Below are 25,296 nucleotides of genomic sequence, written 5' to 3' on the forward strand. Positions count from 1 at the left end.
CTTGGGTGCTCGCAAAAAGGCTCGTGGGGGTGGTACAGGCCTTGCGTAGGCGCCGTTCGTTGCCGATATCCTGGCTCGTTGGTTCTGTCCTGTAAGTCATCTAGTGCCGTCAACCGCCTGCAACCGGTTCTCGCAGGTTCGGCAGGCCGAGCGGGATGGCTTTTTCGCCGCTCGTTTTTTTCCGAGCTGTTTTGAAAGGCGCCCCCGGGGCAGCCCAAAAAGACGCCGATCCCCCGCTGGCCGTGCCGGAACCGGGGGGTACGGAAAGGTCGACCAGTGGCCGCAAGGTCTGGAAGACTCCTGTCTCTTTCTTCTTCCTTCGCAACGGCGATTTTCGGCGTATTGCTCGCTCCGGCGCGATTGCCTGCCGCAACCCCTTGTCAGCCGGTGGTGGCGACGGTGGCCTCGGTCCAGGGCAACGTGGAGGTCCGGAGGTCGGGTCAGACCCAGTGGCAACCCGCGCGCCTGAATGACGCCTATTGCCCCGGCGATCGGATCCAGGTCGGGGAGAGAAGCCGGGCCGATATTGCGCTGGCAAATCAGCCGGTTTTAAGGCTCGATCAGAACACCACCATCACGCTGGCGGGCATCAAGGAAGACCGGGCCTCCCTGATCGACCTCGCCAGAGGCGCTCTTCATTTTTTCAGCCGTCATCCGCGAAACCTCGAGGTTCATACGGCCTTCGTAAACGCGGGCGTCGAGGGGACCGAAGGTCTGGTCGAAGTCCAGGCGGACCGGACGTTGATCACCATCTTTGAAGGCAGGGTGCTGGCCGCGAACCCCGCAGGGAGCCTGTCGCTCACCGGCGGCCAATCCGCGGTGGCCGAGAAGGGCAGAGCCCCGGTGCTGAGGACGGTCGTGCGTCCCAGGGACGCCGTCCAGTGGGCTCTGTACTATCCTCCCGTCGGCCATTTTCGCCCCCGGGATTTTGAAGGACCGGAACCCTGGCGCGCTATGGCGCGAAAGTCCCTGGAGGCCTACAACAGGGGCGACTACGCCGCAGCGTTCGAAGCGATCAAGGGCGCGCCGCCTGACGTCCGGGAAGCCCGCTTTTTTGCTTACCGGGCCCAGTTGCTGCTCGGCGTCGGTCGAGTCGACGAAGCGAGCAAGGATATCGAGCGCGCACTCGGTTTGAATCCGGATTCCGGGGACGCCCTGGCGCTTCGATCGGTGATCGCCGTCGTGCAAAACGACAAGGAAAGAGCGCTCGACACGGCGGGGAAAGCCGTCGCCGCCGACCCGAAGTCAACCTCCGCCCTGATCGCTCAATCCTACGCCCGGCAGGCGAATTTCGATCTCGAAGGCGCGCGCGCCAGCCTCCAACAGGCGGTGGCCGTCCGTCCCGACGACGCTCTCGCGTGGGCGCGGCTCGCCGAGCTGCACATGTCCTTCGGCGACCTCGACGACGCCTTGGAAGCCGCGCAGAAGGCGGCGGCGCTCGATCCGGATCTCTCGCGGACGCAAATGGTCCTCGGATTCGCGTACCTGCTGCGGGTGAGCACGGACGAGGCGAAGGCGGCGTTCGAGAAGGCGATTGCGCTCGATCAGGCCGACTCTCTTTCCCGCCTCGGCCTCGGCCTGGCGAAAATTCGCGAGAGCAATTTCGAAGCAGGCAGAAAAGAGATAGAGATCGCGGCGAGCCTGGACCCGAACAACTCGATCGTTCGAAGCTACCTGGGCAAAGCCTACTACGAAGAGAAACGCTCCGACGTGGCCGAACGAGAGTACGCCGCGGCCAAAGAGCTCGACCCGAAAGACCCGACACCCTACTTCTACGACGCGATCCGGAAGCAAACGACCAATCGCCCGGTCGAGGCGTTACAGGACATGGAAAAAGCGATCGAGCTAAACGACAACCGGGCCGTTTACCGCTCCCGGCTGCAGCTCGACGCCGACCTCGCGGCGCGCAGCGCCAGCCTGGCGCGGATCTACTCGGACCTCGGCTTCCAGCAGCTCGCCCTCGTCGAGGGCTGGAAATCGGTCAACGCCGATCCCACGAATTTTTCCGCCCATAGATTTCTGGCCGACTCCTACTCCGTTTTGCCGCGCCACGAGATCGCCAGGGTCAGCGAGCTCTTGCAGTCGCAGCTCCTTCAGCCGCTGAACATGACGCCGATTCAGCCTCGGCTCGGCGAGGGCAACTTAGGTCTTATCAGCGCCGGGGGCCCCGGCGCGCTTTCGTTCAACGAGTTCAACCCGATCTTCACCCGCAATGGCGTTACCTTCCAGGGAAGCGCGCTCGCGGGGGAGAATAGTACGTACGCGGGAGAGGGCGTGCTTGCAGCCGTCTACAAAAGGCTGTCTTTCAGCATCGGCGGATCCCGGTTTCAAACGGACGGATGGGCACGCAATAGGGATCAGGAAGACAGTATTGCGAATGCTTTTTTTCAGCTTGAGCTTTCTCCTGAGACCAGCGTGCAGGCTGAATATCGGTATAGAAACAAGCAGACCGGCGATCTCATCCTGAGGTTCTTTCCCGATAACTTCTTCCCGGGTGAAAGAAACAAGGAAGAGAGGAATACCTTTCGCCTCGGCGCCCGGCATGCGTTTACGCCCAACTCCATCTTGCTCGCTTCGATCGTATATCAAGACGCTCAGGTCAATAAGAGGGACTTCGGCCCCGTCGATATTCCCATTTTCACGTTCGAGGGTTTTAAACGGCCTGAAACCGCTTTCGGCCAGGAGCTGCAGCATCTGTTTCGCTCGCAATACGTCAATCTCGTGACGGGGGCAGGCCATGTCGATATCAAGGGTATTCTCGACATTACCTTTGCTACGATCTTTCCTCCTCCGGACGACCTGATTTTTTCCCGTCTGAGCTTGAACCTGAGACACAACAACGTCTACGCCTATTCGTACATCACTCCCCTCAAGAACTTGACGTTCACTCTCGGTGTAAGCGGTGATTTTACGAGGGGCGACGCTGCGGACACCAAGAGAATCAATCAGGCGAACCCCAAGGCCGGGGTCACGTGGAATCCGTTTCCCGGCACGACCCTTCGTGCGTCAGCCTTCCGGGTCCTGAAGAGAACCCTGATCACCAACGCGACGCTCGAGCCGACCCAGGTTGCGGGTTTCAATCAGTTCTTCGATGACATCAACGGCACCAAGGCTTGGCGATACGGCGCCGCGATTGATCAGAAATTCACCAGAGAGATCTTCGGGGGAGTGGAGGTCTCCAAACGAGACCTCAACGTCCCGGCTTTCGATGAATTCGGCAACCCCACAAGGGTAAACTGGAAAGAACGGCTCGCCCGCACCTACCTCTTCTGGACGCCGCACCCCTGGCTCGCCCTGCGGGCGGAATATCACTACGAGCGCGACCGAGAGAGCCCCCTTTTGACCGACGGCGTGCTCAGCTTGAATACCCATCGGGTACCGTTGGGGCTCACTTTCTTTCATCCTTCCGGACTGGGCGGTTTCCTGACGGCGACGTATTACCATCAGGACGGCAAATTCCAGAGGGTTAACTTCGACCTCGAATCGGGCAGAGCCGATTTTTGGACCGTCGATCTGGGGATCCGCTATCGCCTCCCAGACCGGTACGGCTTTCTCACGCTTGGAGCAACGAACATAGCAGACCGGAAGTTCAAATTTTTCAACCGCGATTTTAACAACCCCAACATCCAACCCAAAAGAGCTGCGTTCGCGCAAATTACCCTCGCGCTCCCGTAAAGCACGACCGCACCCCGACTTCAATCACCGTCAACCACTGCTGACTATGGAGGTATCGACATGCGACCATCCAGAGACTCCCTGTGGAGGGCTTTATCGATTTTCGTTCTGGTATTACTGGCGCGTGCCTCCGCTTTCGCCGCCTGCAATCCGGCGCTCGGAACCAAATGCGGCGATTTTGGCAAGAACACGATCACTCTGATATCCACCGCCTCCGGACCCTGCCCCGTCGACGTTCCGCTGTGTACGAGGTACACCTACCAGTATAACGGAACCAACACGAATCAGATCGAGGTGCTCATTCCCAAGACGGTCCAGAGCACCTTCGTCACGACGGCGCCGGCCGCCGGGTGCGCCGCGCTCATCACCGATAGCTCAGGCGAACCGGCAAACAACTTTGGCACGAACATCTTGACGCATAACTTGTGCAAGCTTCCTGCCAACATCGCCAACGGAACCACGTTCGACATCTTTGCCGATCCCAGCGCTCCCAAGCCGCTCTCCTGGCAGGTGATTGTCAACAGGTCGATAACTGCCGACGCGCTCAATGGACCTGCAGTGCCGGCGGCCGGAGTCGAGGAAACCGGCGCAACGTTGACGACTTCAGAAGGGGTGAGCGTTTCGTACACGATCTCGAGCGGTCAAATTGAAATCACCGACTTCACCGGTACCACTCCGCGGTTGCTGCCGATAACCCAGACGAAGCTTTGCCTGCCCTCTCGACCCGGTGATCCCGTAACGTTCACGAACGCGCAGGGCGGCTGGACGTGTGAGACCATCACGTTTGCCACAGAACAGTGCGACATTAAAACGGCGGGGAGTGATCCCTGCCGGTTCGTCGGCGGCTCCTGCGTCCAGTATTAGGAGCGACTACTCGTTCAAACGAATGCGGTCGAAGCCGTGTGGAGCCGTGCCTGAGACGGGTGGACAATTGGGAGGAAAGAAAGATGCAAAAAGCCAGATTCTTAGTTTTGTGCGGGCTGCTAATCGTCGCGCTTGCGCTGCTCGCTTACAGCGAGGCGGGTGCCGTTGCCAATGGAGACGGCTCGTGCAGCTCCGCTGAAGAAGCCGGGCTGGATTGTGCCTCTTTCAGTCCGCTGAGCGCCATTATTGAGTTCCTCGGCACAACACCCACCACGTGTACGGTTGGCGCTGGCCCGGTGAAATGCACCGAGTACAAATACCAGTACACGGGGAGCTCAACCAACCAAATTAATGTCGCGATTCCCAAGGACGTCATGACCAAGTTCACGTCCGGCGATAAAACGGTCGCCGGTTGTTCGCAACTTATCACCGACGGTTCGGGCGATTCCACGACGAATTTCGGTATAAATCTCTCTACCCACAATGTCTGCCGGGTGGCGATAACCGGGACGGCCCTTTCGAAGCCTTTCAGCATCAGAGTCGATCCCAGCAGTCCTTTGCCGGGTTCGTGGCAGGTGCGCCAGAGCAGCACCCAGGTTGCCGCAGATTTGCTACTCGGACCGGGCACACCGGCCGCGCCCGTTGCCGAGACCGCTGCCACCTTAACGACATCGGAGGGCACCACCATCTCGTATACGAACGTAAACGGCCAAATTACAGTTACGAGCGGAGACGCCGCAACGGTGCCGATCTCGGACACCAAACTATGCATTTTCAACGGGGGGCTCGATCGCACATTTCCCGCCAACTGGACCTGTGAAACGATTGCGTTTGCGACGGACCAATGCGATATCAAGACAACGGGAGGTGATCCCTGCCGGTTCGTCGGCGGCAGTTGTATCTCCTATTGAAATTGAAACGACGATCCACCGGGAGATCGGGCAGGGCCGCAACCCCGCCTTCTTTTTCTTCGGAACAAAAATACTGGCGATGCCGGGACTGGCGCAGGTTTGCGTGCGTATACCAGCGTTCACACCCGGGTGTCTAAAGTTCACACCCTCTAACTGCTTGATTCTTTGAATTTTTTCCCGCCCTGGCCGGCGCGGCTGGGTCCAGCGTTGCCGGCGAGGCATCGACGGCGAGTCGGACATCGGCGCGGCGAAGTCGATGGCGCGGGAATTTTCGACAGGATTTCAATGCCTTGAGCCCCGACGGGCCGGGAGGCTCCCCTTGGCATCCCCGTTGCTTTTGATGAAAGCGTCACGAGTCAAATGCCGGTAGGGAGGGAAAAGCCCATGGCGGAACGGATCCTGGTTCCATTGACGAGCTACGACCGGGTCGACGATCTCATCCCGTATCTTCAAAACGTCGCCCGGCCCGGAGCCAAGGTGATTTTTCTCGTGCCAAGCGCCACGGCCGCGTGGCGCTATGCGATCGATCACTGGATCGCAGCCGAATCGCCGCGAAGCGCAAGGCTCGAGGCCGAGGAAATCTTCAACCGTTACTCCTGGGACAAGCAAAGGGCGGAGGCCGACCAGAGGTTGTCCACGGCGAGCGAGGCTTTACGGAAGCGCGGCGTCGAGGCGGCCGTGGAAATTTACAGCGGGGCTCTCAAAAAGACCATCAGCCGCTACATGGCCGACCGCGAGCCTGAATTAATCGTGATGCGGGACAGCATGAAACCGCCGGTCTTCGGGCGTCTCCGCGGCGTGGGCCCGTGGCTCCGGTCGCTCCGCCGGGCCGACTTCCCGAGTATGCTCCTGCTCTTCGGCCGCCATTTCGGAACGTACTGAACGGCGACGCCGGCAAGCCACAGCCCCACGGATGCGGCAACGCCTCCGCGGCCGGCAACGTACACAGCCTCCGGATTGTGCTTTTACTTTTGCCGCCCGGCTGCTATATACAGCGGGAATGCTGCAACGGCTTGTCCTCGGTTCGGAACCGAACCCCGGCTCTCAGCGTTCGGCTTCTCCTCCGTATCAACGGCGCGCCGGCCGATTCCTCTCCTGTCTCACCGTTCTCGCGATCTTTTCCCTCTCCGGTTCCGGGCTCCCGGCCGACGATAAGCTCGTGCTGATTTCCCCGCACTGGGAAGGGATCAAGTACGAGTTCGAAAGGGGGTTCAGGCAAGCTTACCAGCGGGAGACCGGCCGGAGCGTGCATTTCGAATGGATGGACGTGGGCGGAACGTCGGAAACCCTCCGCTTCATCGAATCGGAATTCAAGAGCAAGCCGGGCGGAATCGGTATCGACATCCTCTTCGGAGGGGGCTTGGACCCTTACCTTGCGTTGCAGAAGTCGGGCCTTCTGCTTCCCTATCCCCTTCCAGCTTCTCTGCTGGAAAAAATCCCGTCCCGCCTGGGCGGCGTTCCGCTTTACGACCCGAGCCATCATTGGTACGGCGCCACGCTTTCTGGATTCGGTATCGTCTATAACAAGGCCGTGTTGCGCCGGGCGAGGCTTCCCGCCGTGACGACGTGGGAGGGACTGGCGTCGCCGGAGCTTTTCACCTGGGTGGGCTCTTCCGACCCGCGCAAGAGCGGCAGCGTTCACATGGCCTACGAGATCATCCTCCAGGCTTACGGTTGGGAAAAAGGCTGGCGCATCATCACCGGCCTCGGAGCCAATGTCCGCAACTTCACAAGCTCGGCCAGTCAGGTCCCCAAGGACGTCGCCATCGGCGAGGTCGCTTACGGCCTGGCGATCGACTTCTACGCGTGGGCGCAAGTGAAAGAGGCCGGGGCGGACCTGATCGGCTACGTGATGCCAGGGAACTTGACGATCATCAATCCCGACTGCATCGGTATTCTCAAGGGCGCCCCGAATCGGAAGGTCGCCGAAGCGTTTCTCCGCTTCGTCATGTCCGAGGATGGCCAGAAGCTCTGGTTATGGACGGTCGGAACGCCGGGAGGGCCGCAGCGCTTCGAGCTCGGCCGCTTCAGCGTCCTGCCGTCCCTCTACGAGGCATCCGGGAATCGAACCGCCGTGCAAATGAACCCGTTCAAATGGCAGTCGGATTTCACCTTCGACTCGAAAAAAGGCGCCGCGCGCTGGAGCATCGTCAATGATCTGATCGGCGCGCTGATCATCGACCAGAAGCAACACCTCAACCGCGCCTGGAAAGCGGCCCTGGCCGGCGGTCTGACGGAGCAGGAATGGCAGAGACTGGCGGCAACGCCGATCTCGGAGGCCGAGGCGCTGGAGCTGGCCCGGTCGAAATGGAAGGACCCGGTTTTCCGCAACCAGAGGATCAACGACTGGATCGAGTTTGCGCGGGCGAAGTACCGCACGAACGCCGCCCCGCGGCTGCTGGCCGCCGAACGGCTGAGCCTTTACGGCTTTGCGCTGATCGCGCTGGGGCTGGTCACTTACGCCTGGAAACGGAAAACCCATGAACGATAAAGATTCCGTCGGCCTCAGGTTCGAGGCGGTGACGAAGGTTCTCGGCCAGGTCAAGGCGGTGGACCACCTGAGCCTGGAGATCCGGCCCGGGGAGCTGTTCTTTCTCCTCGGGCCTTCCGGTTGCGGCAAGACCACGGCGTTGCGCCTGATCGCCGGCTTTTACACCCCGGACGAAGGCCGGATTCTCTTCAATGGGCACGACCAGAGCCGGGTCCCGCCGCACAAGCGCAATACCGGGATGGTCTTCCAGAACTACGCGCTCTGGCCGCACATGGACGTGCAAAGCAACGTCGCCTACGGCCTCAGAATGCGCCGTCTGCCGGAGCACGAACAGAAGCAGCGAGTGGCCCGCGCGCTGGAGATCGTGCAGATGCAGGACTATGCGACGCGCTCGCCCAACCAGCTCTCGGGCGGGCAGCAGCAGCGCGTCGCGCTCGCGCGCGCGCTGGTCGTCGAGCCGGACGTCGTCCTGCTGGACGAGCCGCTCTCCAACCTGGACGCCAAGCTCCGCGTGGAGATGCGGGCGCAGATCAAGGAGATCCATCGCAAGATCGGGCGCACGATGATCTACGTCACCCACGATCAGGCCGAAGCTCTTTCGATGGCCGACCGCATCGCGGTTCTGCGGCAGGGTCGCGTCGTGCAGGTGGGGACGCCGCGCGAGCTTTACCGCCGTCCCCGTTCCGCCTTCGTCGCGGGATTCATCGGCGGCAGCAACCTGCTCCGCGGCACGCTCGAGGCGACCGGCGAGCTGTGGACGGTCAGGACCTCGGCCGGCCTCTTGAGAGCGACGGGCGGAGCCGAGGGTGTTGCGACCGGGGACGCGGTCGTGTGCTCGATCCGACCCGAGTGCGTGCGCTGGGAGGCCCGCGCCGGCTCATATGCCTCTTCGCCGGAATGCACCAACCGGCTTTCGGCCAGGGTCCAGAGCATCATGTACCTGGGAAATACGGAAGAATACTCGTTCTCGCTCCCCGGCGGGGGATCGCTCCGCGCCGTGGAGTACAACCCTGCGGAAACGCGCGCGGCGGTCGGCGCCGAGGCAACACTTGAATTCGATCCCCGGGACGTGATCGTCCTGCCTCAGGAGCATGACGGTGAGCCGGTGGCGACGCTATAACTTGACCGCCGCCGATATCGTGGTGGTCTCCCTGCTGCTGCTCTTCTTCGCGGTCTTCATGCTCTATCCGCTGGGCTATGTTTTCTCCAACGCGTTTTACACGCCCGATGGCTTGTCCGTGGTTTTTTTCCGGCTCATGCTGTCGAGCCCGAGCTATGTCGCGATCCTGGCCAACAGCATCAACCTCGGTCTGGCGGTGACCTTCTTCACCACCTTGCTGAGTCTTCCGCTGGCGCTGCTTCTCGTCCGCTACGATTTTCCCGGCAAGGCCTTCTTGAACGGGCTGATCCTGATTCCGCTCGTGCTCCCGCCTTTCGTCGGCGCTATCGGCATGCGCCAGATCCTGGCGCGCTTCGGCTCGCTCAACCTGCTGCTCATGGAGACCGGACTGATCGACCGGCCGATCGACTGGCTCGGCGGCGGCAGCTTCTGGAGCGTCGTCATCCTCGAGGTGCTTCACCTCTATCCGGTCATGTACCTGAACGTCGCGGCGGCCCTGGCGAACGTCGACCCCAGCCTGGAAGAAGCGGCGAGAAACCTGGGAGCGGACGGGCGCAAGCTCTTCCGCACGGTGACCTTTCCGCTCATGCTCCCGGGCTACTTCGCCGGAGCGATCATCGTTTTTATCTGGGCCTTCACCGATCTCGGCACCCCGCTGGTGTTCGAGTATCGGGACGTGATCGCCGTTCAGATCTTCAACATGGTCACCGACCTGCACCAAAACCCGATGGGTTACGCGTTCGTCGTCGCGGTCATGGCGATCACGCTGTTCTTCTTCTACCTCTCCAAGCAGCTGATCGGCGGCACGAGCTACGAAATGCTGGGCCGGGGACACGCGGTTTCGGCCGCGCGCCCCGCATCGCTGCCGATCCGCGTCTGCGCCTACGCCGCCGTTCTGGGAATCTCGGCGTTCGCCCTGCTCCCGCACCTGGGAATCTTCTTGACGTCGATCAGCAGCCGCTGGTTCTTGACCGTGCTGCCGTCGGACTACACGCTGAGGTTTTACCAGGGGGTCTTCAGTCACGATCTCACGCTGCTCAGCATCAAGAACAGCCTTTTCCTGAGCAGCCTCAGCACGCTGATCGACATCGTCCTGGGCGTCGCCATCGCTTATCTGCTGGCCCGCAAGCGGCTGCCCGGACGCGACGTTCTGGATGCCCTGGCGATGCTGCCGCTCGCCTTGCCGGGGCTGGTCGTCGCGTTCGGTTACGTCGCCGCGTTTTCGGCCACGCCGCTCGACGCGCGCGACAACCCGGTGCCGCTGCTGGTGATCGCGTACGCCGTGCGCCGCCTGCCCTACATGGTGCGCGCGGCCTACGCCGGATTCCAGCAGAGCAGCGCGGTCCTCGAGGAGGCCGCCATGAACCTCGGGGCCAGCCCGTTGAAGGCGCTCTGGCAGATCACCTTGCCGCTGATCTTCGCCAATCTCGTCGCCGGGGCGGTGCTTTCGTTCTCGTTCGCGATGCTCGAGGTGAGCGACAGCCTGATCCTGGCGCTGAAAGAGCAGTACTATCCCATCACCAAGGCGATCTACGCGCTGCTGGCGCGGATCGCCGACGGTCCCTACATCGCGAGCGCCATGGGCATGCTGGGGCTGGGACTGCTGGCGGGAAGCCTGTTCTTGGCCAGCCGGCTCTTCGGCCGTCGCCTGGGCGAGCTTTTCAGGGCGTGACCGGGCTCAGGAATCCTGGGGCCGGATGTTGTACCTTTTCATCTTCTTGATCAGCCCGTGGCGGCTTAACCCCAGAGCCTTTGCCGTGCGCAGCTGGTTGTGCTGCGATTCTTGCAAGGCCTCCTGAATCATCCGCCTTTCCAGATCGGCGATCATGTCTTTCAGGAATCTCGGCCGGCTTGCCGGCCGCCCGGCGCTCCACGCCGCGCGTATCGGCGCAGAGAGATCGTCGAGCGACACTCCCTTTCCCGTAACCGACACCGCAAGCCGCCTCATCTCGTTTTCCAGCTCCCGGACGTTTCCCGGCCAGCGATAGCGGCGGCACGCCTCCTCGGCCTCGGCCGTGAGCTCCAGCAGCTCCCTTCCCGCCTCACGGCAGTAGCTCGCCAGGAAGTGGCGGGCCAGCAGCGCAATGTCCTCCGGTATCTCGCGGAGCGGCGGCATTTCGATATGGATCACCTTCAAACGATAGTAGAGGTCTTCGCGGAAGCTGCCGTTTCTGATCTCCGCTTCGAGATTCTTGTTGGTCGCGGACAAGACCCGCAGGTCCACCGGGATCAGCTTGCGCCCGCCGACGCGTTCGACCGCCTTCTCTTGCAAGACGCGCAGGAGCTTGGCCTGCGCGGCGAGGCTGAGATCTCCGATCTCGTCCAGGAACAGGGTTCCGCCGTCGGACGCCTCGATTTTTCCTATCCGCCGCTCCACGCCGGTGGCCACTCCCTTCTCGATGCCGAACAGCTCGCTCTCGACGAGCGCTTCCGGCAGGGCCGCGCAGTTGAGAGCGACGAAGGGCTTGCGCGCCCGCAGGCTGCCGTAATGGATGGCTTTCGCGGCAAGCTCTTTTCCGGTGCCGCTCTCCCCCGTGATGAGGACGTTGACGGCGCTGTTGCCGATCTGCCGGATGAGGCGCAGCACCGCCCGGATCCTGTCGCTGCCGCCGACGATGCTCCCTTCGGCGTACCGGGCCTCCACCTCTTTCCAGAGCTGCGCGTTCTCCTCCTGCAGCCGGTCGCGGTGGCGTTTTATCCGATCCAGGAGCTGCGCGGTTTCGATCGCGATCGCCGCCTGGGCCGCCAGCGCCTTAAGAATTTCCTCGTCTTCGTTGCCGAAGGCGCCCGTCGTCTTGTTCAGGACCTCGAAGACGCCGAGGATCGTTCGGTCGTGGTTTCTGAGCGGCACGGCGAGCAGGGAGCGCGTGACGTAACCGGTCCTCAGGTCGATGTCCCTGAAGAAACGCGGATCGCTCTGTGCGTCCCGGACGTTGACGACCGCCCCGCTGGAAACGACCGAGCCCGCAACTCCCAGCCTGGCGTCGAAGCGGATCTCGTCGCTTCCCAGAGCGATCCTGGACCAAAGCTGATTTTTTTCTCGATCGAGAAGAAACAGGCTGGCGCGGTCCGCCTCGAGGAGCTTCGTGGCTTCGTTGGCGATGAGCTCGAGAAGCGCTCCGAGGTCGCGCTCCGAGTTCATTCTCTGGCAGATCTTCAGAAGCTCCGAAGCAAGCTGATTCTGCCGTTCGGGAGACAGGGGACTGCCGGATTCCATCGGGCTCCTTTCTCCCCGCGTGAAGCCTGTCGGACCTGCCCTACCTACCACCGGACCCTCGGGCTGTCAACGCCGTCTACATATGTATACGCCGTCGACATCCGGTAAACCTCTGCGGTTTCAATGCCTTGCACCCGGACAGCTGATAGCACCGCAACCGTGTGTCCACCAGATCTTTCGACGGGAAGGCATGGCCGGCGGGCTCGGGAAAAAATCTCGTTATTTTCGAGCTGCTTGTATATCCACCTGCCATCGATCACCGATGGCACAACCCATGCTTTACCCCGGGTTGAAAGCAGTTACGTTCGAGGAGGGAAAGATCCATGACACGGCAGATTTTGATCGCGCTGGCGAGTCGTGACAGGCTGGGTCCTATGATTCCGTACATCGAGCGCATCGCGAGACCGGGAACCCGGGTGGTCCTCCTCGTACGATTCGGATCGCAGGGCTTGGCAGGCACCTCGCAGGCAATCGCGCGCCGGAGAGCCTGGAATCTGTCTTTGCTTCGATCCGCCGAAGGCTTTCTGCCGGAGGGAGCCGCGGAGGGATCCTGCCGCCGCGTCGATGCCGAAAAGCTTTCGGCCGAGCACAGGGCCTTTCTCGCCATCGAGAGGCTGCTCAAGAAAGGAATCGAGATCACCGTGGATGTCTACACCGGCTCGCTCAGGTCGGCCGTGAAAAAGTACGCAGGTCGGGGTGGAGTCAGCCTGATCCTGAAACGCCGGACGGTCACAAAAAGGCTTCTCGCCCGGCTCACTTCCCGCTGGTTCAACCCGGATGCCGCTCGTGATCCATTAGGGGCTTCCCTCTTCGGTCCGCTCGACACCGCAGCGACCAGGATCTGAGCCCCGGCGTTCTTCGCCGGCCCGCTTCGAGCTGGCCGCCGGTTTCCCGCCCTGTCCCCCGGCAGCGTCCCGGTTGCTTACCCTGATCGATCAATGTTAGAGAAAGGGCGCCCGGCCCCGGGACTCCCCTTTCGTTGAGCTTGGCCACGCTAGGTCCGGGCAGGGGCCGATCCATGTCCCACAGGCTGCTTCTCGTCGACGACGAGCCGCTCAATCTCGACCTCCTCGAACAAGAGCTTTCACCGCACGGGTACGAGATCGAAAAGGCCGCAAACGGTCCCGCCGCCTTGAGAAGGATCGCGGAGAGCGCCCCCGACCTGGTTCTGCTCGACTACCAGATGCCGGGAATGAACGGAATCGACGTCGTCAAGGAAATCCGCAGGCAGGGCAAGGACCTTCCCGTGATCATGATCACGGCCTACGGCAGCATCGAGCGCGCCGTGGAGGCGATGAAGGCGGGCGCGGACGACTTCGTGACCAAGCCATTCGATCCCGACCACCTGGCGCTGGTCATCAAAAAAGCGACCGAGCGGATCCAGCTCAGGACCGGCTTCGAGGTTCTCGCGGAGGAAATCGGCGGCCGATATCGCCTGATCGCTGGAAGCAGCCCGTCGATGGCGCATGCGGTCACCCAGGCCCGCAAGGCCGCGCCGAGCAGGTCCACGGTCCTGCTGCTCGGAGAGAGCGGTACGGGAAAGGAGATTTTCGCCCGTTCGATGCACGACTGGAGCGAGCGCCACTCCAAGCCGTTCGTGGCGATCAACTGCGCCGGACTTTCCAGAGAGCTGCTGGAGAGCGAGCTGTTCGGACACGAAAAGGGCTCCTTTACCGGCGCCTACCATCTGAAGCGCGGCAAACTGGAACTGGCGCACGGCGGGACGGTTTTTCTGGACGAGGTCGGCGATATCTCGCACGAGCTGCAGACCAAGCTCCTCAGGTTTCTCCAGGAGCGCGAGTTCGAGCGCGTCGGCGGGACTCAGCCCATCGCCGTCGACGTCCGCATCATCGCCGCGACGAACCGCGACCTCGAGGATGCCGTCAGGCAGGGCTCTTTTCGCGAAGATCTCTATCACCGGCTGAACGTGATCGCGATCGCCCTTCCCCCGTTGCGGGAGCGGCGAGAGGACATCGCGGTGCTGGCGGAATATTTTCTGCGGCGTTTTTCTTTCGAGACGAAAAAACATTTCACCGGCATCTCGACCGACGCCCAGCAGCGCCTGCTGTCCTATACATGGCCCGGAAACGTGCGGGAGCTGGCGAACGTGATCGAACGCGCCGTGGTGCTGGGAGATCCGCCGACCCTGACGATCCAGCAGCTGCCCTGGCGGGTCTCCGGCCTCCAATCGCCGGAGCCAACGGAAACACAGCCGTACCATGCGGCGATCAACAGCTACCGGCGGCGGCTCATCGTCTCCGCCCTTGCACAAGTCGGGGGTAATCGCGCCGCGGCGGCAAAGGCGTTGGGCCTTCACAGGACGCACCTGCTGAAGCTCATGAAGGCCCTCGGCGTCGAATAGCGCTCTCCAGACAAAACTCTTGCCAATGCCGAGCACCTCGAGGCCGAATCGACCGCAATAAAACGCGCGTTCAACACCCAGGGTGGCGGAAGCTTCGCCTCAAAGCCAATTTGCCCCGGCTTGCATCACGGAGCATTTTTCAAAAAAAATTTCTTAAAATAGTATTTTTTTCTTGACATACAATTTATAGCGTCATTATAATCGGCTCACCTACAAAATATGGGAGGGTTCAAAGATCACACTTCTCGCCTGAGATCATCACGCCTTGCTTCCCATGTTTCCTGCCCGCCAAGGGAATCTTAAAAGGAGGTGTCTATGGCAGCGAAGAAGAAAGCCAAGAAGAAAGCGGCCAAGAAGAAAAAGAAGTAAGTTCTATCTGGTTGTGGGGTTGTGAGGTTAGTTTAAACCCTCCTTAATCCTCAGGCGCCGAGGCAGCCGTTCTGGCTGCCGAAAAGGAACAGAGCCCTCCGGCAAGCGACGCGGAGGGCTCTGTTTTTTGCCGTTTCACCGCACTGCCCTCGAGATGATCCAGCAGCTGGCCGGGTTCCGGGTCGACCACTATCCGCCGGAGAAAACGAAATTCAAGTCCGCCCTTGTGCTGGTTCACGGCGCCTGGTGCAGCACCGAGGCCTGGGAGAGCTGGGCCACCCACTTTTGCAACCTCGGCTGGGATTGCTTTGCGGCGGATCTGCGGCGGCCCGCCGACGCGCGACTGACTCTCGCCTCCTGGGCCGCCAACCTACGACAGCTGCTTGCCGCCTTTCCCTTTCCCCCGGTGCTCCTCGGCATCAACGTCGGCGCTCTCGCAGCGCTCGCGGCCTCAGGCCGAGCTTCCGCGCTGGTGCTCGTTTCTCCCTCGCCGCCCGGAAATTTTCCCGCCTCGCGGTCGCGGGCCGTGAGGCTCCTCTCCCTCAAGTACTCTGCGTTGATCTGGCTCCGCCGAGTCATTCGCCCAGACGGGAAAGACTTCGACCGCTACTTCGCCAACCACTTGCCTCCCGGCCAGCGGGCGGAGGTCCTGAGCCGTACGGTGCCCGAGTCACCTCATATCGTCCGCGAGCTACTGTCGCCCGCGAGCCGCTTCGAACCTGGATCCGCCGACGCTCCGCTCCTGCTTCTCGCCGGGCGTCAGGACCGTCTGTACCCGCCCGCAGATGCCGAGCGGCTGGCAAGATGGCTCGGAGCCGATTTCCGCCTCTACGACTCCCATGGCCATTGGATGATCGCGGGACCGGGCGAGGCGATCGTCCGGGATACCCATCGTTGGCTGGTCCAGCGGCTGGGCGATCGCATCCTCCTCGAGTCCTTCCAGTAGCATCGCGCCTTGCCGGCCGCGGCTGCCGTGTTGCGTGCCGCAGGCTTGTTCGCTAGATTAAAAAACGATGTCGGCCCGGTGGTCCAACCTGTTGTTCCTGGCGCTCTGCCTTGCGCTCGCTCCCGCCGCAGCCCCGGCGCAGTCGAAGATCAACTACAAGGTAATTCCCAACCTCAACCCCATGAACGACGGCGCGGCGACGCCCGACTTCGCCCTCGTTGGCGTCGACGGCAAGAAGCTCTCGCTCAAGGACTTCAGAGGGAAAACGGTCTTTCTCAATTTCTGGGCGACCTGGTGCGCTCCCTGCCGCGAGGAAATGCCCGCGATGGAGCGGCTCTATCAGGAGTTCAAGGACAGGAAATTCGTCGTGCTCGCGGTGAACGTCAAGGACCGCAAGCAGGAGGCGCTGGCCTTCATCAAGGAGCTCAGGCTCACCTACCCCGTGATGTTCGATCCCGACGCGCAGGTCGCCGCGCTCTACGGCGCCTGGGGGCTTCCCACGACCTATCTGATCGGCCCCAAGGGTGAAGGGCTCGCCCGCGCCTGGGGGCCGGCCGACTGGTACAGCCCCGCGGCCCGCAAGCTGATCCGAGAAATCCTCGAGAAGCGATGAGCGACGTCAACATTTATGTCGCGTTTGCCGCCGGTATCCTTTCGTTTCTCTCCCCCTGTGTCCTGCCGCTGATTCCGTCCTATCTCTCGTTCGTTTCGGGCGTCTCGCTCGAGGAGATGCAGAGCGAGCGGGTCGCTCGTCGCGTCGCTCTGAACTCGATCGCGTTCATCGCGGGTTTCTCGCTGGTCTTCGTTTCGCTGGGCGCCTCGGCGAGTTTCCTGGCGAGCCTGTTTCTCGGCTACCGCGGCTTCATCCGCGTCCTCGGGGGCCTTTTCATCGTCTGCGTCGGGCTCTACCTGCTCGGCCTCTTCAAAGTCCCTCTCGCGGAGCGCTATCTGCAGTTTCATCTGAAGGACAAGCCCGCCGGATATCTCGGGTCGGCGCTGGTGGGCGTCACCTTCGCCGTGGCCTGGACGCCCTGCGTCGGCCCCATCCTCGGCGCCATCCTGACCCTCGCCGGAACCTCGGCCGAGGTCGGCCGGGGTATGCTCCTCCTTTCGGCCTACGCGGGCGGCTTGGCGTTGCCGTTTTTCCTGAGCGCCGTGGCCGTGAATTCCTTTTTTCAGTTCTCGCGCAGCATCAGGCGCCACCTCGAAGTCATCCACAGAGCAGGCGGCGCGCTCCTGCTGCTCGTGGGCCTCCTGCTGCTCACGGACATGATGACCTGGCTCAACACCTACGCGCTGCGGCTGACACCGGAGTGGCTGCTCAAGAGACTGTGAGGCTGCCGCGCTCCTTGAGCGGTTTTTCGCGGGATGATACGTTTGACGATTCGGGTCCGTTCGGAGCCTTCGAACAGGGTTGACCGGCGGCGAAACGGAGCTGATTGATTCCATGGAAGAGCAGATTCGGTTTATCCTCAAGGCGCTGGGAGAGGACCCTGAGCGGGAGGGCCTGATCAAAACCCCGGCTCGCGTGGCCCAGGCGCTCTCGTACCTCACGCAGGGCTACAAGATGGATCCGGAGAAGGTGATCAACGACGCCCTGTTCACCGAGGACTACGAGGAAATGATCGTCCAGAAGGACATCGATTTCTTCTCCCTCTGCGAGCACCACCTGCTGCCGTTCTTCGGCAAGGCGCACGTCGCCTACATTCCGCATCACAAGATCGTGGGGATCTCCAAGCTCGCCCGGCTGGTCGACGTCTACGCCCGCCGGCTGCAGGTTCAGGAGCGGCTCACGAGCCAGATCGCGACGACGATCATGGAGAAGCTGGACCCGCTGGGAGTCGCCGTGGTCATCGAGGCCGAGCACCTGTGCATGAGAATGCGCGGGGTCGAAAAGCAAAACTCGATGATCATCACCAGCACGCTCCTCGGCGCCTTTCGCTCGCGGCAGGAAACCCGCAACGAGTTCATGAACCTGATACGCCCGAGGAGCTGAGCGATGGAGGTGCGATTCCGAGACAGCCGCCCCGAGAGCTTGCGGACCGAGCTCCTGGTGCTCCCGGTCGCGGAGAAGAAAACCGACCAGCCGGAGATCCGGGCCCTGGACAGAAGGCTCAAGGGTCACCTGCGCGAGCGGATCGAGAAGAGCCGGTTCTCAGGAGCGGACGGGAGCAGCCTTCTCTATTCCACCGCGGGACTTCTGCCGGCCTCCCACCTGTTGCTGCTCGGCATCGGCCCCGAGCGCGAGATCGGCACCGACACATGGCGCGCGGCTGGAGCGCGAGCGAGCAAGGAAGCATCCGCGGTCGGCGCCTCGGAGGTCGCCTTTTTTTTCCCTCCCGCGACCGGCCTTGAGGAAGGCGCGGGCGCGGTCACCGAAGGCGCGCTGCTCGCCTCCTATCAGTTCAACAAGTACCGCTCCAACTCGAAGCCGGCCGCGCCTCTGAAGGTCCTGACCCTTCTCAGGCCTGGCTTGCGGCGCACCGCCGGGCTGGAAAAAGCCGTCGCTTTCGCACGAGAGGCAGCCGCGGGCGTTTTCCTGGCGCGCGACCTGGTCAACGAGCCGCCTTCGGTGACCACGGCCCGTTTCCTCGCCGAACAGGCCCGCCGCCACTGCCGCGGCAACGGCCTTTCCGTGGAGATCTGGGGCAAACGGAAGATCGAGGCCGAGCGTCTCGCCGGCTTGTTGGCGGTCAACCGCGGCAGTCAGGAAGAGCCCAAGTTCATCATCGTTCGCTACCGGCCCGAGACACCGGCACGCAAGCGGGTCGCTCTGATCGGCAAGGGGATCACCTTCGACTCCGGCGGCCTTTCGCTCAAGCCGGCCAAGTCGATGGAAACCATGAAGCTCGACATGTCCGGAGGGGCAGCGGTGATTGCCGCAATGAGCCGCCTTCCGGCGCTCCGGCCGCCGGTGGAGGTCACGGGCTATATTCCGGCGACCGACAACCTCCCCGGGGGCAACGCCCAGAAGCCCGGCGACGTCATCCGCTACCTCAACGGCAAGACCATCGAGGTTCTCAACACCGACGCGGAGGGGCGGTTGATTCTGGCCGACGCTCTGGCTTACGCCGCCCGGCAGAAGCCGGACTACATGATCAACCTAGCCACGCTGACCGGGGCTTGCATGGTCGCGCTCGGGTCGGAGGTTGCGGGTCTCTTCAGCAATCACCAGCCGCTGGCGGACCGGGTGATCCGCTGCGCTCGCGAAAGCGGCGAGAAGCTCTGGCAGCTTCCCCTGGTCAAGGAGTACCGCGAGGCCATCAAGAGCAGCGTCGCCGACATGAAGAATGTCGGCGGCTCGCACGGCGGAGCGATCATCGCCGCCCTGATCCTGCAGGAATTCGTGGCGGACATTCCGTGGGCCCATCTCGACATCGCCGGGCCGGCCTTCGCCGAGAGAGACACCCCGCTTTGCCCCAAAGGGGGCACCGGCTTCGGAGTCCGCACCCTGCTCCGCTTTCTAACCACGATCTAACGGCGAGACCCGATTCCAGGAGGCTGCATCATGGGAAAGATTACCGAGGTGGGAGATGTGAACTTCGACGCCGAGGTCCTGCGCTCCGATCTGCCGGTGCTGGTCGATTTCTGGGCCCCGTGGTGCGGGCCCTGCAAAACCATCGCGCCCGTCATCGAGGAGCTCGCGAACGAGTATGAAGGGCGGCTCAAGGTCGCGAAACTGAACGTCGACGACCACCCCGCCACCGCCTCCCGTTACGGCGTGCGCGGAATCCCCAACCTGATTGTTTTCAAGGGGGGAGCGGTCCGGGAACAGATCGTGGGCGCCGTTTCGAAATCCAGGCTCGTCAACGCGGTCGAAAAGGCACTGAGCTAGCTGCGGCGGCCGGCGCCTAGAACGTGAAGCGGCGCATGCTCACGTTGATCATCAGGCCTATCCCGAACATCATCGAAGCGAGCGCGGAGCCGCCGTAGCTGAAAAGGGGCAGCGGCACCCCCACCACGGGCATCATTCCGGTTACCATGGCGACGTTGATCACCACGTGCCAGAAGAAGATGGACAAGACGCCGAATGCGAGCAGAGCTCCGAAGCGATCCTTCGCCCGCCCGACCAACCTCAGGCTGTAAAGCATGAACAGAAAATAAAGGCCCACCAGAACGAAGCAGCCGACAAAGCCCCACTCTTCGGAAAAAACCGCGAAGATAAAATCGGTGTGCTGTGCCGGCAGGAAATCCAGCCGGTTCTGCGTTCCGTGAAGATAACCGGTTCCAAAAAGCCTGCCGGAGCCGACCGCAATCTTCGATTGAATCACGTGATATCCGGCCCCGAGCGGATCCCGGTCCGGATCGAGGAAGGTCAGGATGCGTTGCCGCTGGTATGGCTTGAGGAAGTGCCACGCGATCGGAAGAAAAGCGAGACCCGTGCCCACCAGGCAGAGAAACGACTTCAAGCGAAGCCCGCCCATGAGCATCATGCTCAGGAAAACCAGACTCAGGATGATCGCCGTGCCGAGGTCGGGCTGGACGAGCGTCAACAGGACCAGAGGCGCCACCAGGACGAAAGAGGCCCAGAGGTCGCGCAGCCGATAACCCCGCGGGGGCTCGTCGCTCTGCAGGTACTTGGCCATCAACAGGACGACCGCCAGCTTGGCCGGCTCCGACGGCTGCAGACGAAAAAAGCCGAGGTTGATCCAGCGTTGCGAGCCGCCGCCGCTGTGTCCGATGAAGAGCACGAGGAAGAGGAGGACCACCATCGCCCCGTAGAACGGATAGGCCACCCGATCGAGGTAGCGATAGTCCACGGCGAGCGCGGCGGTCATGACCACCAGGCCGACCCCGAGCCACGCGAGCTGGCGGGTGGGCAGCCCGCCGGCGTGATTCTCGACGATGTTGTAGTTGGCGCTGTAGATCGTGCCGACCCCCATGAGCACCAGAGCCAGCGTGAAACCCAGGAGGGTCCAGTCGAAGTGCGATATCAGCCGCCGGTCAATTTGCACGTTGCTCCCCGTCGGCACGGACCTGCTGTTGCCCCTGCAGCCGCCCCTGGATTTCCACATACTTTTCCGCGACCTTGCGCGCCAGCGGCGCCGCAGCCTCGCCGCCGTGGCCGCCGTGCTCGACGAGGACCGCAATCGCGATCTGCGGATCGTCGGCGGGCGCGTAGGCGATGAACCAGGCGTGATCGCGGTTGAAATAGGCGAGCTGCTCGCTCTTGAGATAGGCCCCTTTCATCTCCACCACCTGAGCCGTGCCGGTCTTGCCGGCGAGCGCGACGACGTTCGAGCGCGCCGCGCCGCCGGTGCCGCCGGGACCCTGCACGACGTCGCGCAAGGCGTTTCGCACCCGCTGGAGCGTTCCCGGCTTCAGCGCGATGGCGCGGATCTTTTCCGGTCCGTACTCGCGAACCGTCGCGCCATCAATCGATTCCACCCGGCGGACGATGTAAGGCCGGTAAAGGGTTCCGCCGTTCGCCACCGCGGCCATCATGTTCGCCAGCTGCAACGGGGTGACGGTCAGGTAGCCCTGCCCGATGGCGATCGAGGGGGTCTCTCCGGGGTACCAGGGCTGGCGGTAGCGCTTGCGCTTCCACTCGCTGTCCGGGACCAGGCCGGTCTTTTCGTCGTCCAGCTCGATGCCGGTCTTTTCCCCGAGCCCGAAGGCGCGCGCGTGTTTGGCGATGCGGTCGATGCCGAGCTTCTGTCCGGTCTGGTAAAAGTACACGTCGCAGGACTGGACGATCGCCTTGTGCAGATCCACCGATCCGTGCCCTCCTTTCTTCCAGTCGCGGAAGGCCCGGTTCCCCACGGAGTAAAAGCCGGGGTCGAAGATCGTCGCCTCCGGCTGGATCGCGCCTTCCTCCAGAGCCGCGATCGCCATGATGACCTTGAAGGTCGAGCCGGGGGGATACTGTCCCTGGATCGCCCGGTTGTTCAGCGGCCGCAACCGGTCCTTGACGAGCTCCCGCCACTCGTCGGCTTTCACCCCGCGGGCGAAAATATTTGGATCGAAAGCGGGGCTGCTGACCATCGCCAGCACGGCGCCGCTGTGGACGTCGAGCACGACGATCGTTCCTTCTTTTCCCGAGAGCGCCTCGTAAGCCGTCTCCTGCATCTCGCGGTCGAGCGTGAGATGGACCGTGTATCCCGGAACGTCGGCCACCTCGTGGAGCACGCGCACGCGCCGCCCCAGCGCGTCGACCTCCACCTGCTGCCCGCCGCTCTGCCCCCGCAACACCTCCTCCCAGGTTTTCTCGAGCCCGTACTGGCCGATCTCGTCGCCCAGGGCGTATCCCCGGTCCTTGAGCGCCTTGAGCTGCCTCGGACCGATTTCGCCGAGATAACCGAGGACGTGGGCGGCGACGGGGCCGTTCGCGTAACTGCGGCGCGGCCGCACCCGCAGCGTCACCCCCGGCAGCTCCAGCTGGTGCGTTTCCACGGCGACCACCGTGGGCCAGTCGACGTCACGGCCGAGGACAATGTCGTCGAACGCGGCCCGGCCCTTGTTCTCCTCGAAGACCGCCAGCAGCTCCCGCTCGTCCCGCTTGAGATAGCCCGCCAGCGTCCGCAGCGTCGCCTCCGGGCTGTGCGTATCCTCGGGAACGAAGATCAAATCGAAGGAGGGCCGGCTGTCCACGAGCAGCTGTCCGCGCCGGTCGAAGACCATGCCGCGAGTGCCCGGAATCCGCTTGATCCGGATCCGGTTGTTCTCGGAGAGAAAGGTGTAGCGTTCGCCGTCGACGATCTGCAGAAACCCCAACCGAAACGTCAGCAGCAGGAAGATCGCCGCAACGACCCGGTAGAGAAGACGGACCCGGCGGCGCAGCTCCGGCGCCCCGTCCTGCTTGGAAAGACCGGTCAGAACCGTCATCAAACTTCAGCCCGCGGCGATCTTCAGCCCCTCGAAATAGACCTGACCGCGCCGCAACAGCGCGAAAACCGCTGGCGCCAGAACCGCGGCGAGCAACGCTTCCAGCACCAGGTAACGCAGGGCGCCGAGCCACAGGCCCTCGGCGTCGAGGAAAAGCACCCAGGCGAGCATGAGGCCGGCACCCTTGACCAGCGAGGCGAGCAGAACCACCACGGCGCTCACGGTCGCGCTGTGAAGCCAGATCGAGCGCGAGGTCATGTACACCGCCAGAAAGACCAGCGACATCGCGAACGCGTTGAGTCCCAGAATCGGGCTCGATACCACGTCCACCGAATACCCGAGAATGAAGGAGCCGAGCGCGGCGCCGACCGTCGGGTGGTGAAGCCCCCAGTAAACGCACAGCACGAGAACGAGGTCCGGGACCACGGGCCCGAGCGGCAGCAGATGAAGAAAGGTGGTCTGCAGCAGGAGCAGAACCAGGCCGACGGTGAAGAACAGCAAAGAGAGCTTCATCGAACGAGCTCCGACGGCAAGCTCTAGCCGGCCAGCTCGCGCAGCTCCGAGCCGACCACGATCACCTCTTCGGTTCGCTCGGGACGCACCGCCGGGGCGACCTCGATCGATTGAAACAATCCGAGACTCTGCTTGCGCACCTTGGTCACCACGCCCACCATGAGTCCCTTGGGGAAGATGCCGTCCAGCCCCGAGGTGACGAGCCGGTCCCCTTCCTGCACGTCCTCGCTGCGCTTGACGTATTTCATGATCGTCCCGTTCTCGAGCGATCCCGCCACGATGCCCCGCGCCCGGCTGCGCTGCACGAAAACGTCCACCCCGCTGTTGGCGTCGGTCAGCAGCAGAACCTTGGCGGTGCGGCGCGACACGTCCACGACGCGGCCGACCACGCCGAGCGGCGTAACCACCGCCATTCCCTTGCGCACCCCGTCGGCGCTGCCGCGGTTGATCAGGCAGCTCTGAAACCAGCTGCTCGCGCTGTTGGCGATGATCGAGGCGACGACGCCGCTGGCGGGCAGGCTCGCCTTGAACTCGAGCAGCTGCCGCAGGCGCTGATTCGTCGCCTCGGCTTCGAGGAGACGGTTTCTCTCGATCTCGAGCTGGGCGATGCGCTTCTTCAGCCGCTCGTTCTCGGCGCGCAGGCCCGCCGTGGTCCAATAGGCCTCATGGAGTCCCTTGACCCAGCCGCTCGCGGCTTGAGCGGCGACCTGCAGCGGCCGCATCAACCACAGCAGCAACGGGCCGACCGGATCGCTCTTCAGCTGCCCGCGAGAAGCCGCCGTCAGGATGTAGAGGGACAGGAGCAGACAGGCACATGACGCGACGGGAATCTGGTACTTGCGCAGTAACGCGAGCATGAAACGCTCGATCGCCTCGAGGGGACGCTCCCGAAGCTCTAATGGACCGCCACCTCCCTGAGAAGCGAGATTTCGTCCAGCGCCTTCCCCGCGCCCATCACCACGGCGGTCAGCGGATCATCGGCCATCATGACGGGCAGGCCGGTCTCCTCGCGGATCAGGATATCCAGGTTGCGGAGCAACGCTCCGCCGCCCGCCAGGACGATGCCGCGATCCACGATGTCGGACGCCAGCTCCGGCGGCGTGCGCTCGAGCGACAGCCGCACCGCTTCCACGATCTGATTGATCGGTTCGAGCAGCGAGTCGCGGATTTCCTCGTCCGTGATCACGACGGTCTTCGGCACGCCCGCGACCAGGTCCCGACCCTTGATCTCCATCGTCTGGATCTCGTCGCCGGGATAAGCGGAGCCGATCGTGATCTTGATCAACTCGGCCGTGCGCTCGCCGACCAGCAAATTGTACTTCCGCTTGATGAACTGGGCGATCGCCTCGTCCATCTTGTCGCCGCCGACGCGCACGGAACGGGAAAAGACGATTCCGGAGAGCGAGATGACCGCCACCTCCGTCGTGCCGCCGCCGATGTCGACGATCATGTTCCCGGTCGGCTCGGTGATCGGCAGGCCCGCACCGATCGCCGCCGCCATCGGCTCTTCGATAAGGTAGACCTCGCGCGCCCCGGCCGATTCCGCCGATTCCCGGACCGCGCGTTTTTCGACCTCCGTGATCCCGAACGGCACCCCGACGATGATACGCGGCCGCACGAGCGTGCGTCGATTGTGCACCTTTTGAATGAAGTAGCGCAGCATCGCCTCCGTGATCTCGAAATCGGCGATCACGCCGTCTTTCAGCGGCCGGATCGCGACGATGCTTCCCGGCGTTCGGCCCAGCATCCGCTTGGCTTCGGCGCCGACCGCCAGAACCTTTTTGCCGCCCCGCTCGTTGCGCTGCTGCACCGCAACCACCGAAGGCTCGTTGCAGACAATGCCCTGGTTCTTGACGTAGATCAGGGTATTGGCGGTCCCGAGGTCGATCGCAAGATCGTTGGAAAAGACCCCAAAAAGGGCATCCAGCATCGCAAACGCTCCTTTATCACCGTTGGCAAGAGGAAAACGGCACGGTGAAAATAACAGATTTGGGTCATCCAAG

Annotated in this window: 21 protein-coding genes; 15 read left to right on the forward strand and 6 right to left on the reverse strand. The window is 62.8% G+C overall.

Annotated elements, in window-relative coordinates; genetic code table 11:
• The first annotated feature begins 399 nt into the window (after positions 1–399).
• The 7 genes from VNN77_03010 (at position 400) to VNN77_03040 (ending at position 10,733) form a co-directional block, all read left to right on the forward strand.
• Entirely contained in the window at positions 400–3,675 is a 3,276-nt protein-coding gene (locus VNN77_03010; protein ID HXG50358.1) for a tetratricopeptide repeat protein, read from the forward strand.
• A 60-nt stretch (positions 3,676–3,735) separates the two neighbouring features.
• Positions 3,736–4,539 carry a hypothetical protein gene (locus VNN77_03015; GenBank protein ID HXG50359.1) on the forward strand — a complete coding sequence of 268 codons (804 nt, stop codon included), beginning with the start codon at positions 3,736–3,738 and terminating at the stop codon, positions 4,537–4,539.
• A gap of 83 nt (positions 4,540–4,622) precedes the next feature.
• Positions 4,623–5,450 (forward strand): hypothetical protein, encoded by an 828-nt coding sequence (locus tag VNN77_03020; GenBank protein ID HXG50360.1) that lies wholly within the window; start codon positions 4,623–4,625, stop codon positions 5,448–5,450.
• Positions 5,451–5,834: 384 nt separating this feature from the next.
• Complete coding sequence (locus VNN77_03025; GenBank protein HXG50361.1) at positions 5,835–6,332, forward strand: hypothetical protein; 498 nt, start codon at positions 5,835–5,837, stop codon at positions 6,330–6,332.
• 277 nt (positions 6,333–6,609) lie between these two features.
• Positions 6,610–7,941, forward strand: a complete 1,332-nt coding sequence (locus VNN77_03030) for an extracellular solute-binding protein (protein ID HXG50362.1) — start codon at positions 6,610–6,612, stop codon at positions 7,939–7,941.
• Positions 7,931–9,061, forward strand: coding sequence for an ABC transporter ATP-binding protein (locus VNN77_03035; protein ID HXG50363.1), 1,131 nt, complete (start codon positions 7,931–7,933; stop codon positions 9,059–9,061). Before VNN77_03030 ends, VNN77_03035 begins: the two co-directional genes overlap by 11 nt.
• Complete coding sequence (locus VNN77_03040) at positions 9,039–10,733, forward strand: iron ABC transporter permease (GenBank protein ID HXG50364.1); 1,695 nt, start codon at positions 9,039–9,041, stop codon at positions 10,731–10,733. The genes VNN77_03035 and VNN77_03040 overlap by 23 nt, the downstream gene beginning before the upstream one ends.
• A 6-nt stretch (positions 10,734–10,739) precedes the next feature.
• Here VNN77_03040 and VNN77_03045 read toward each other — a convergent pair whose 3' ends face one another.
• Complete coding sequence (locus VNN77_03045) at positions 10,740–12,278, reverse strand: sigma-54-dependent Fis family transcriptional regulator (GenBank protein HXG50365.1); 1,539 nt, start codon at positions 12,276–12,278, stop codon at positions 10,740–10,742.
• 323 nt (positions 12,279–12,601) lie between these two features.
• Between VNN77_03045 and VNN77_03050 the strand changes: the two genes are divergently transcribed.
• The 8 genes from VNN77_03050 (at position 12,602) to trxA (ending at position 19,790) form a co-directional block, all read left to right on the forward strand.
• On the forward strand, positions 12,602–13,123 hold the full coding sequence (locus VNN77_03050) for a hypothetical protein (GenBank protein ID HXG50366.1): 522 nt from the start codon (positions 12,602–12,604) through the stop codon (positions 13,121–13,123).
• A 173-nt stretch (positions 13,124–13,296) separates the two neighbouring features.
• Positions 13,297–14,640, forward strand: coding sequence for a sigma-54 dependent transcriptional regulator (locus tag VNN77_03055; protein HXG50367.1), 1,344 nt, complete (start codon positions 13,297–13,299; stop codon positions 14,638–14,640).
• A gap of 496 nt (positions 14,641–15,136) precedes the next feature.
• A complete protein-coding gene (locus VNN77_03060) occupies positions 15,137–15,955 on the forward strand; it encodes an alpha/beta hydrolase (protein ID HXG50368.1) in 819 nt (272 codons plus the stop codon).
• 67 nt (positions 15,956–16,022) lie between these two features.
• On the forward strand, positions 16,023–16,568 hold the full coding sequence (locus VNN77_03065) for a TlpA disulfide reductase family protein (protein ID HXG50369.1): 546 nt from the start codon (positions 16,023–16,025) through the stop codon (positions 16,566–16,568).
• Positions 16,565–17,290 (forward strand): cytochrome c biogenesis protein CcdA, encoded by a 726-nt coding sequence (locus VNN77_03070; protein HXG50370.1) that lies wholly within the window; start codon positions 16,565–16,567, stop codon positions 17,288–17,290. Before VNN77_03065 ends, VNN77_03070 begins: the two co-directional genes overlap by 4 nt.
• A gap of 112 nt (positions 17,291–17,402) precedes the next feature.
• Positions 17,403–17,951, forward strand: a complete 549-nt coding sequence (folE, locus tag VNN77_03075; protein HXG50371.1) for a GTP cyclohydrolase I FolE — start codon at positions 17,403–17,405, stop codon at positions 17,949–17,951.
• A 3-nt stretch (positions 17,952–17,954) separates the two neighbouring features.
• Entirely contained in the window at positions 17,955–19,433 is a 1,479-nt protein-coding gene (locus VNN77_03080; protein HXG50372.1) for a leucyl aminopeptidase, read from the forward strand.
• Positions 19,434–19,463: 30 nt separating this feature from the next.
• Positions 19,464–19,790: a thioredoxin gene (trxA, locus tag VNN77_03085; GenBank protein ID HXG50373.1), complete on the forward strand. Its 327-nt coding sequence runs from the start codon at positions 19,464–19,466 to the stop codon at positions 19,788–19,790.
• 16 nt (positions 19,791–19,806) lie between these two features.
• On the opposite strand, the gene rodA is transcribed toward trxA, so the two are convergent.
• From rodA to VNN77_03110, 5 genes are read right to left on the reverse strand one after another with little or no spacing between them, the layout of a single operon-like run.
• Complete coding sequence (gene rodA / locus VNN77_03090) at positions 19,807–20,910, reverse strand: rod shape-determining protein RodA (protein ID HXG50374.1); 1,104 nt, start codon at positions 20,908–20,910, stop codon at positions 19,807–19,809.
• Positions 20,900–22,780, reverse strand: a complete 1,881-nt coding sequence (mrdA, locus tag VNN77_03095) for a penicillin-binding protein 2 (GenBank protein ID HXG50375.1) — start codon at positions 22,778–22,780, stop codon at positions 20,900–20,902. Before mrdA ends, rodA begins: the two co-directional genes overlap by 11 nt.
• A gap of 6 nt (positions 22,781–22,786) precedes the next feature.
• Positions 22,787–23,293 (reverse strand): rod shape-determining protein MreD, encoded by a 507-nt coding sequence (gene mreD, locus VNN77_03100; GenBank protein HXG50376.1) that lies wholly within the window; start codon positions 23,291–23,293, stop codon positions 22,787–22,789.
• 23 nt (positions 23,294–23,316) lie between these two features.
• The gene (gene mreC / locus VNN77_03105; protein ID HXG50377.1) at positions 23,317–24,150 is read right to left on the reverse strand and encodes a rod shape-determining protein MreC; all 834 of its coding nucleotides are present in this window, start codon (positions 24,148–24,150) and stop codon (positions 23,317–23,319) included.
• A gap of 38 nt (positions 24,151–24,188) precedes the next feature.
• Positions 24,189–25,223, reverse strand: coding sequence for a rod shape-determining protein (locus VNN77_03110; protein ID HXG50378.1), 1,035 nt, complete (start codon positions 25,221–25,223; stop codon positions 24,189–24,191).
• Between the last annotated feature and the right edge of the window lie 73 nt (positions 25,224–25,296).

It is taken from the genome of Candidatus Zixiibacteriota bacterium (assembly GCA_035574315.1).
Taxonomy (GTDB): domain Bacteria; phylum Desulfobacterota; class Binatia; order UBA9968; family UBA9968; genus DATLYW01.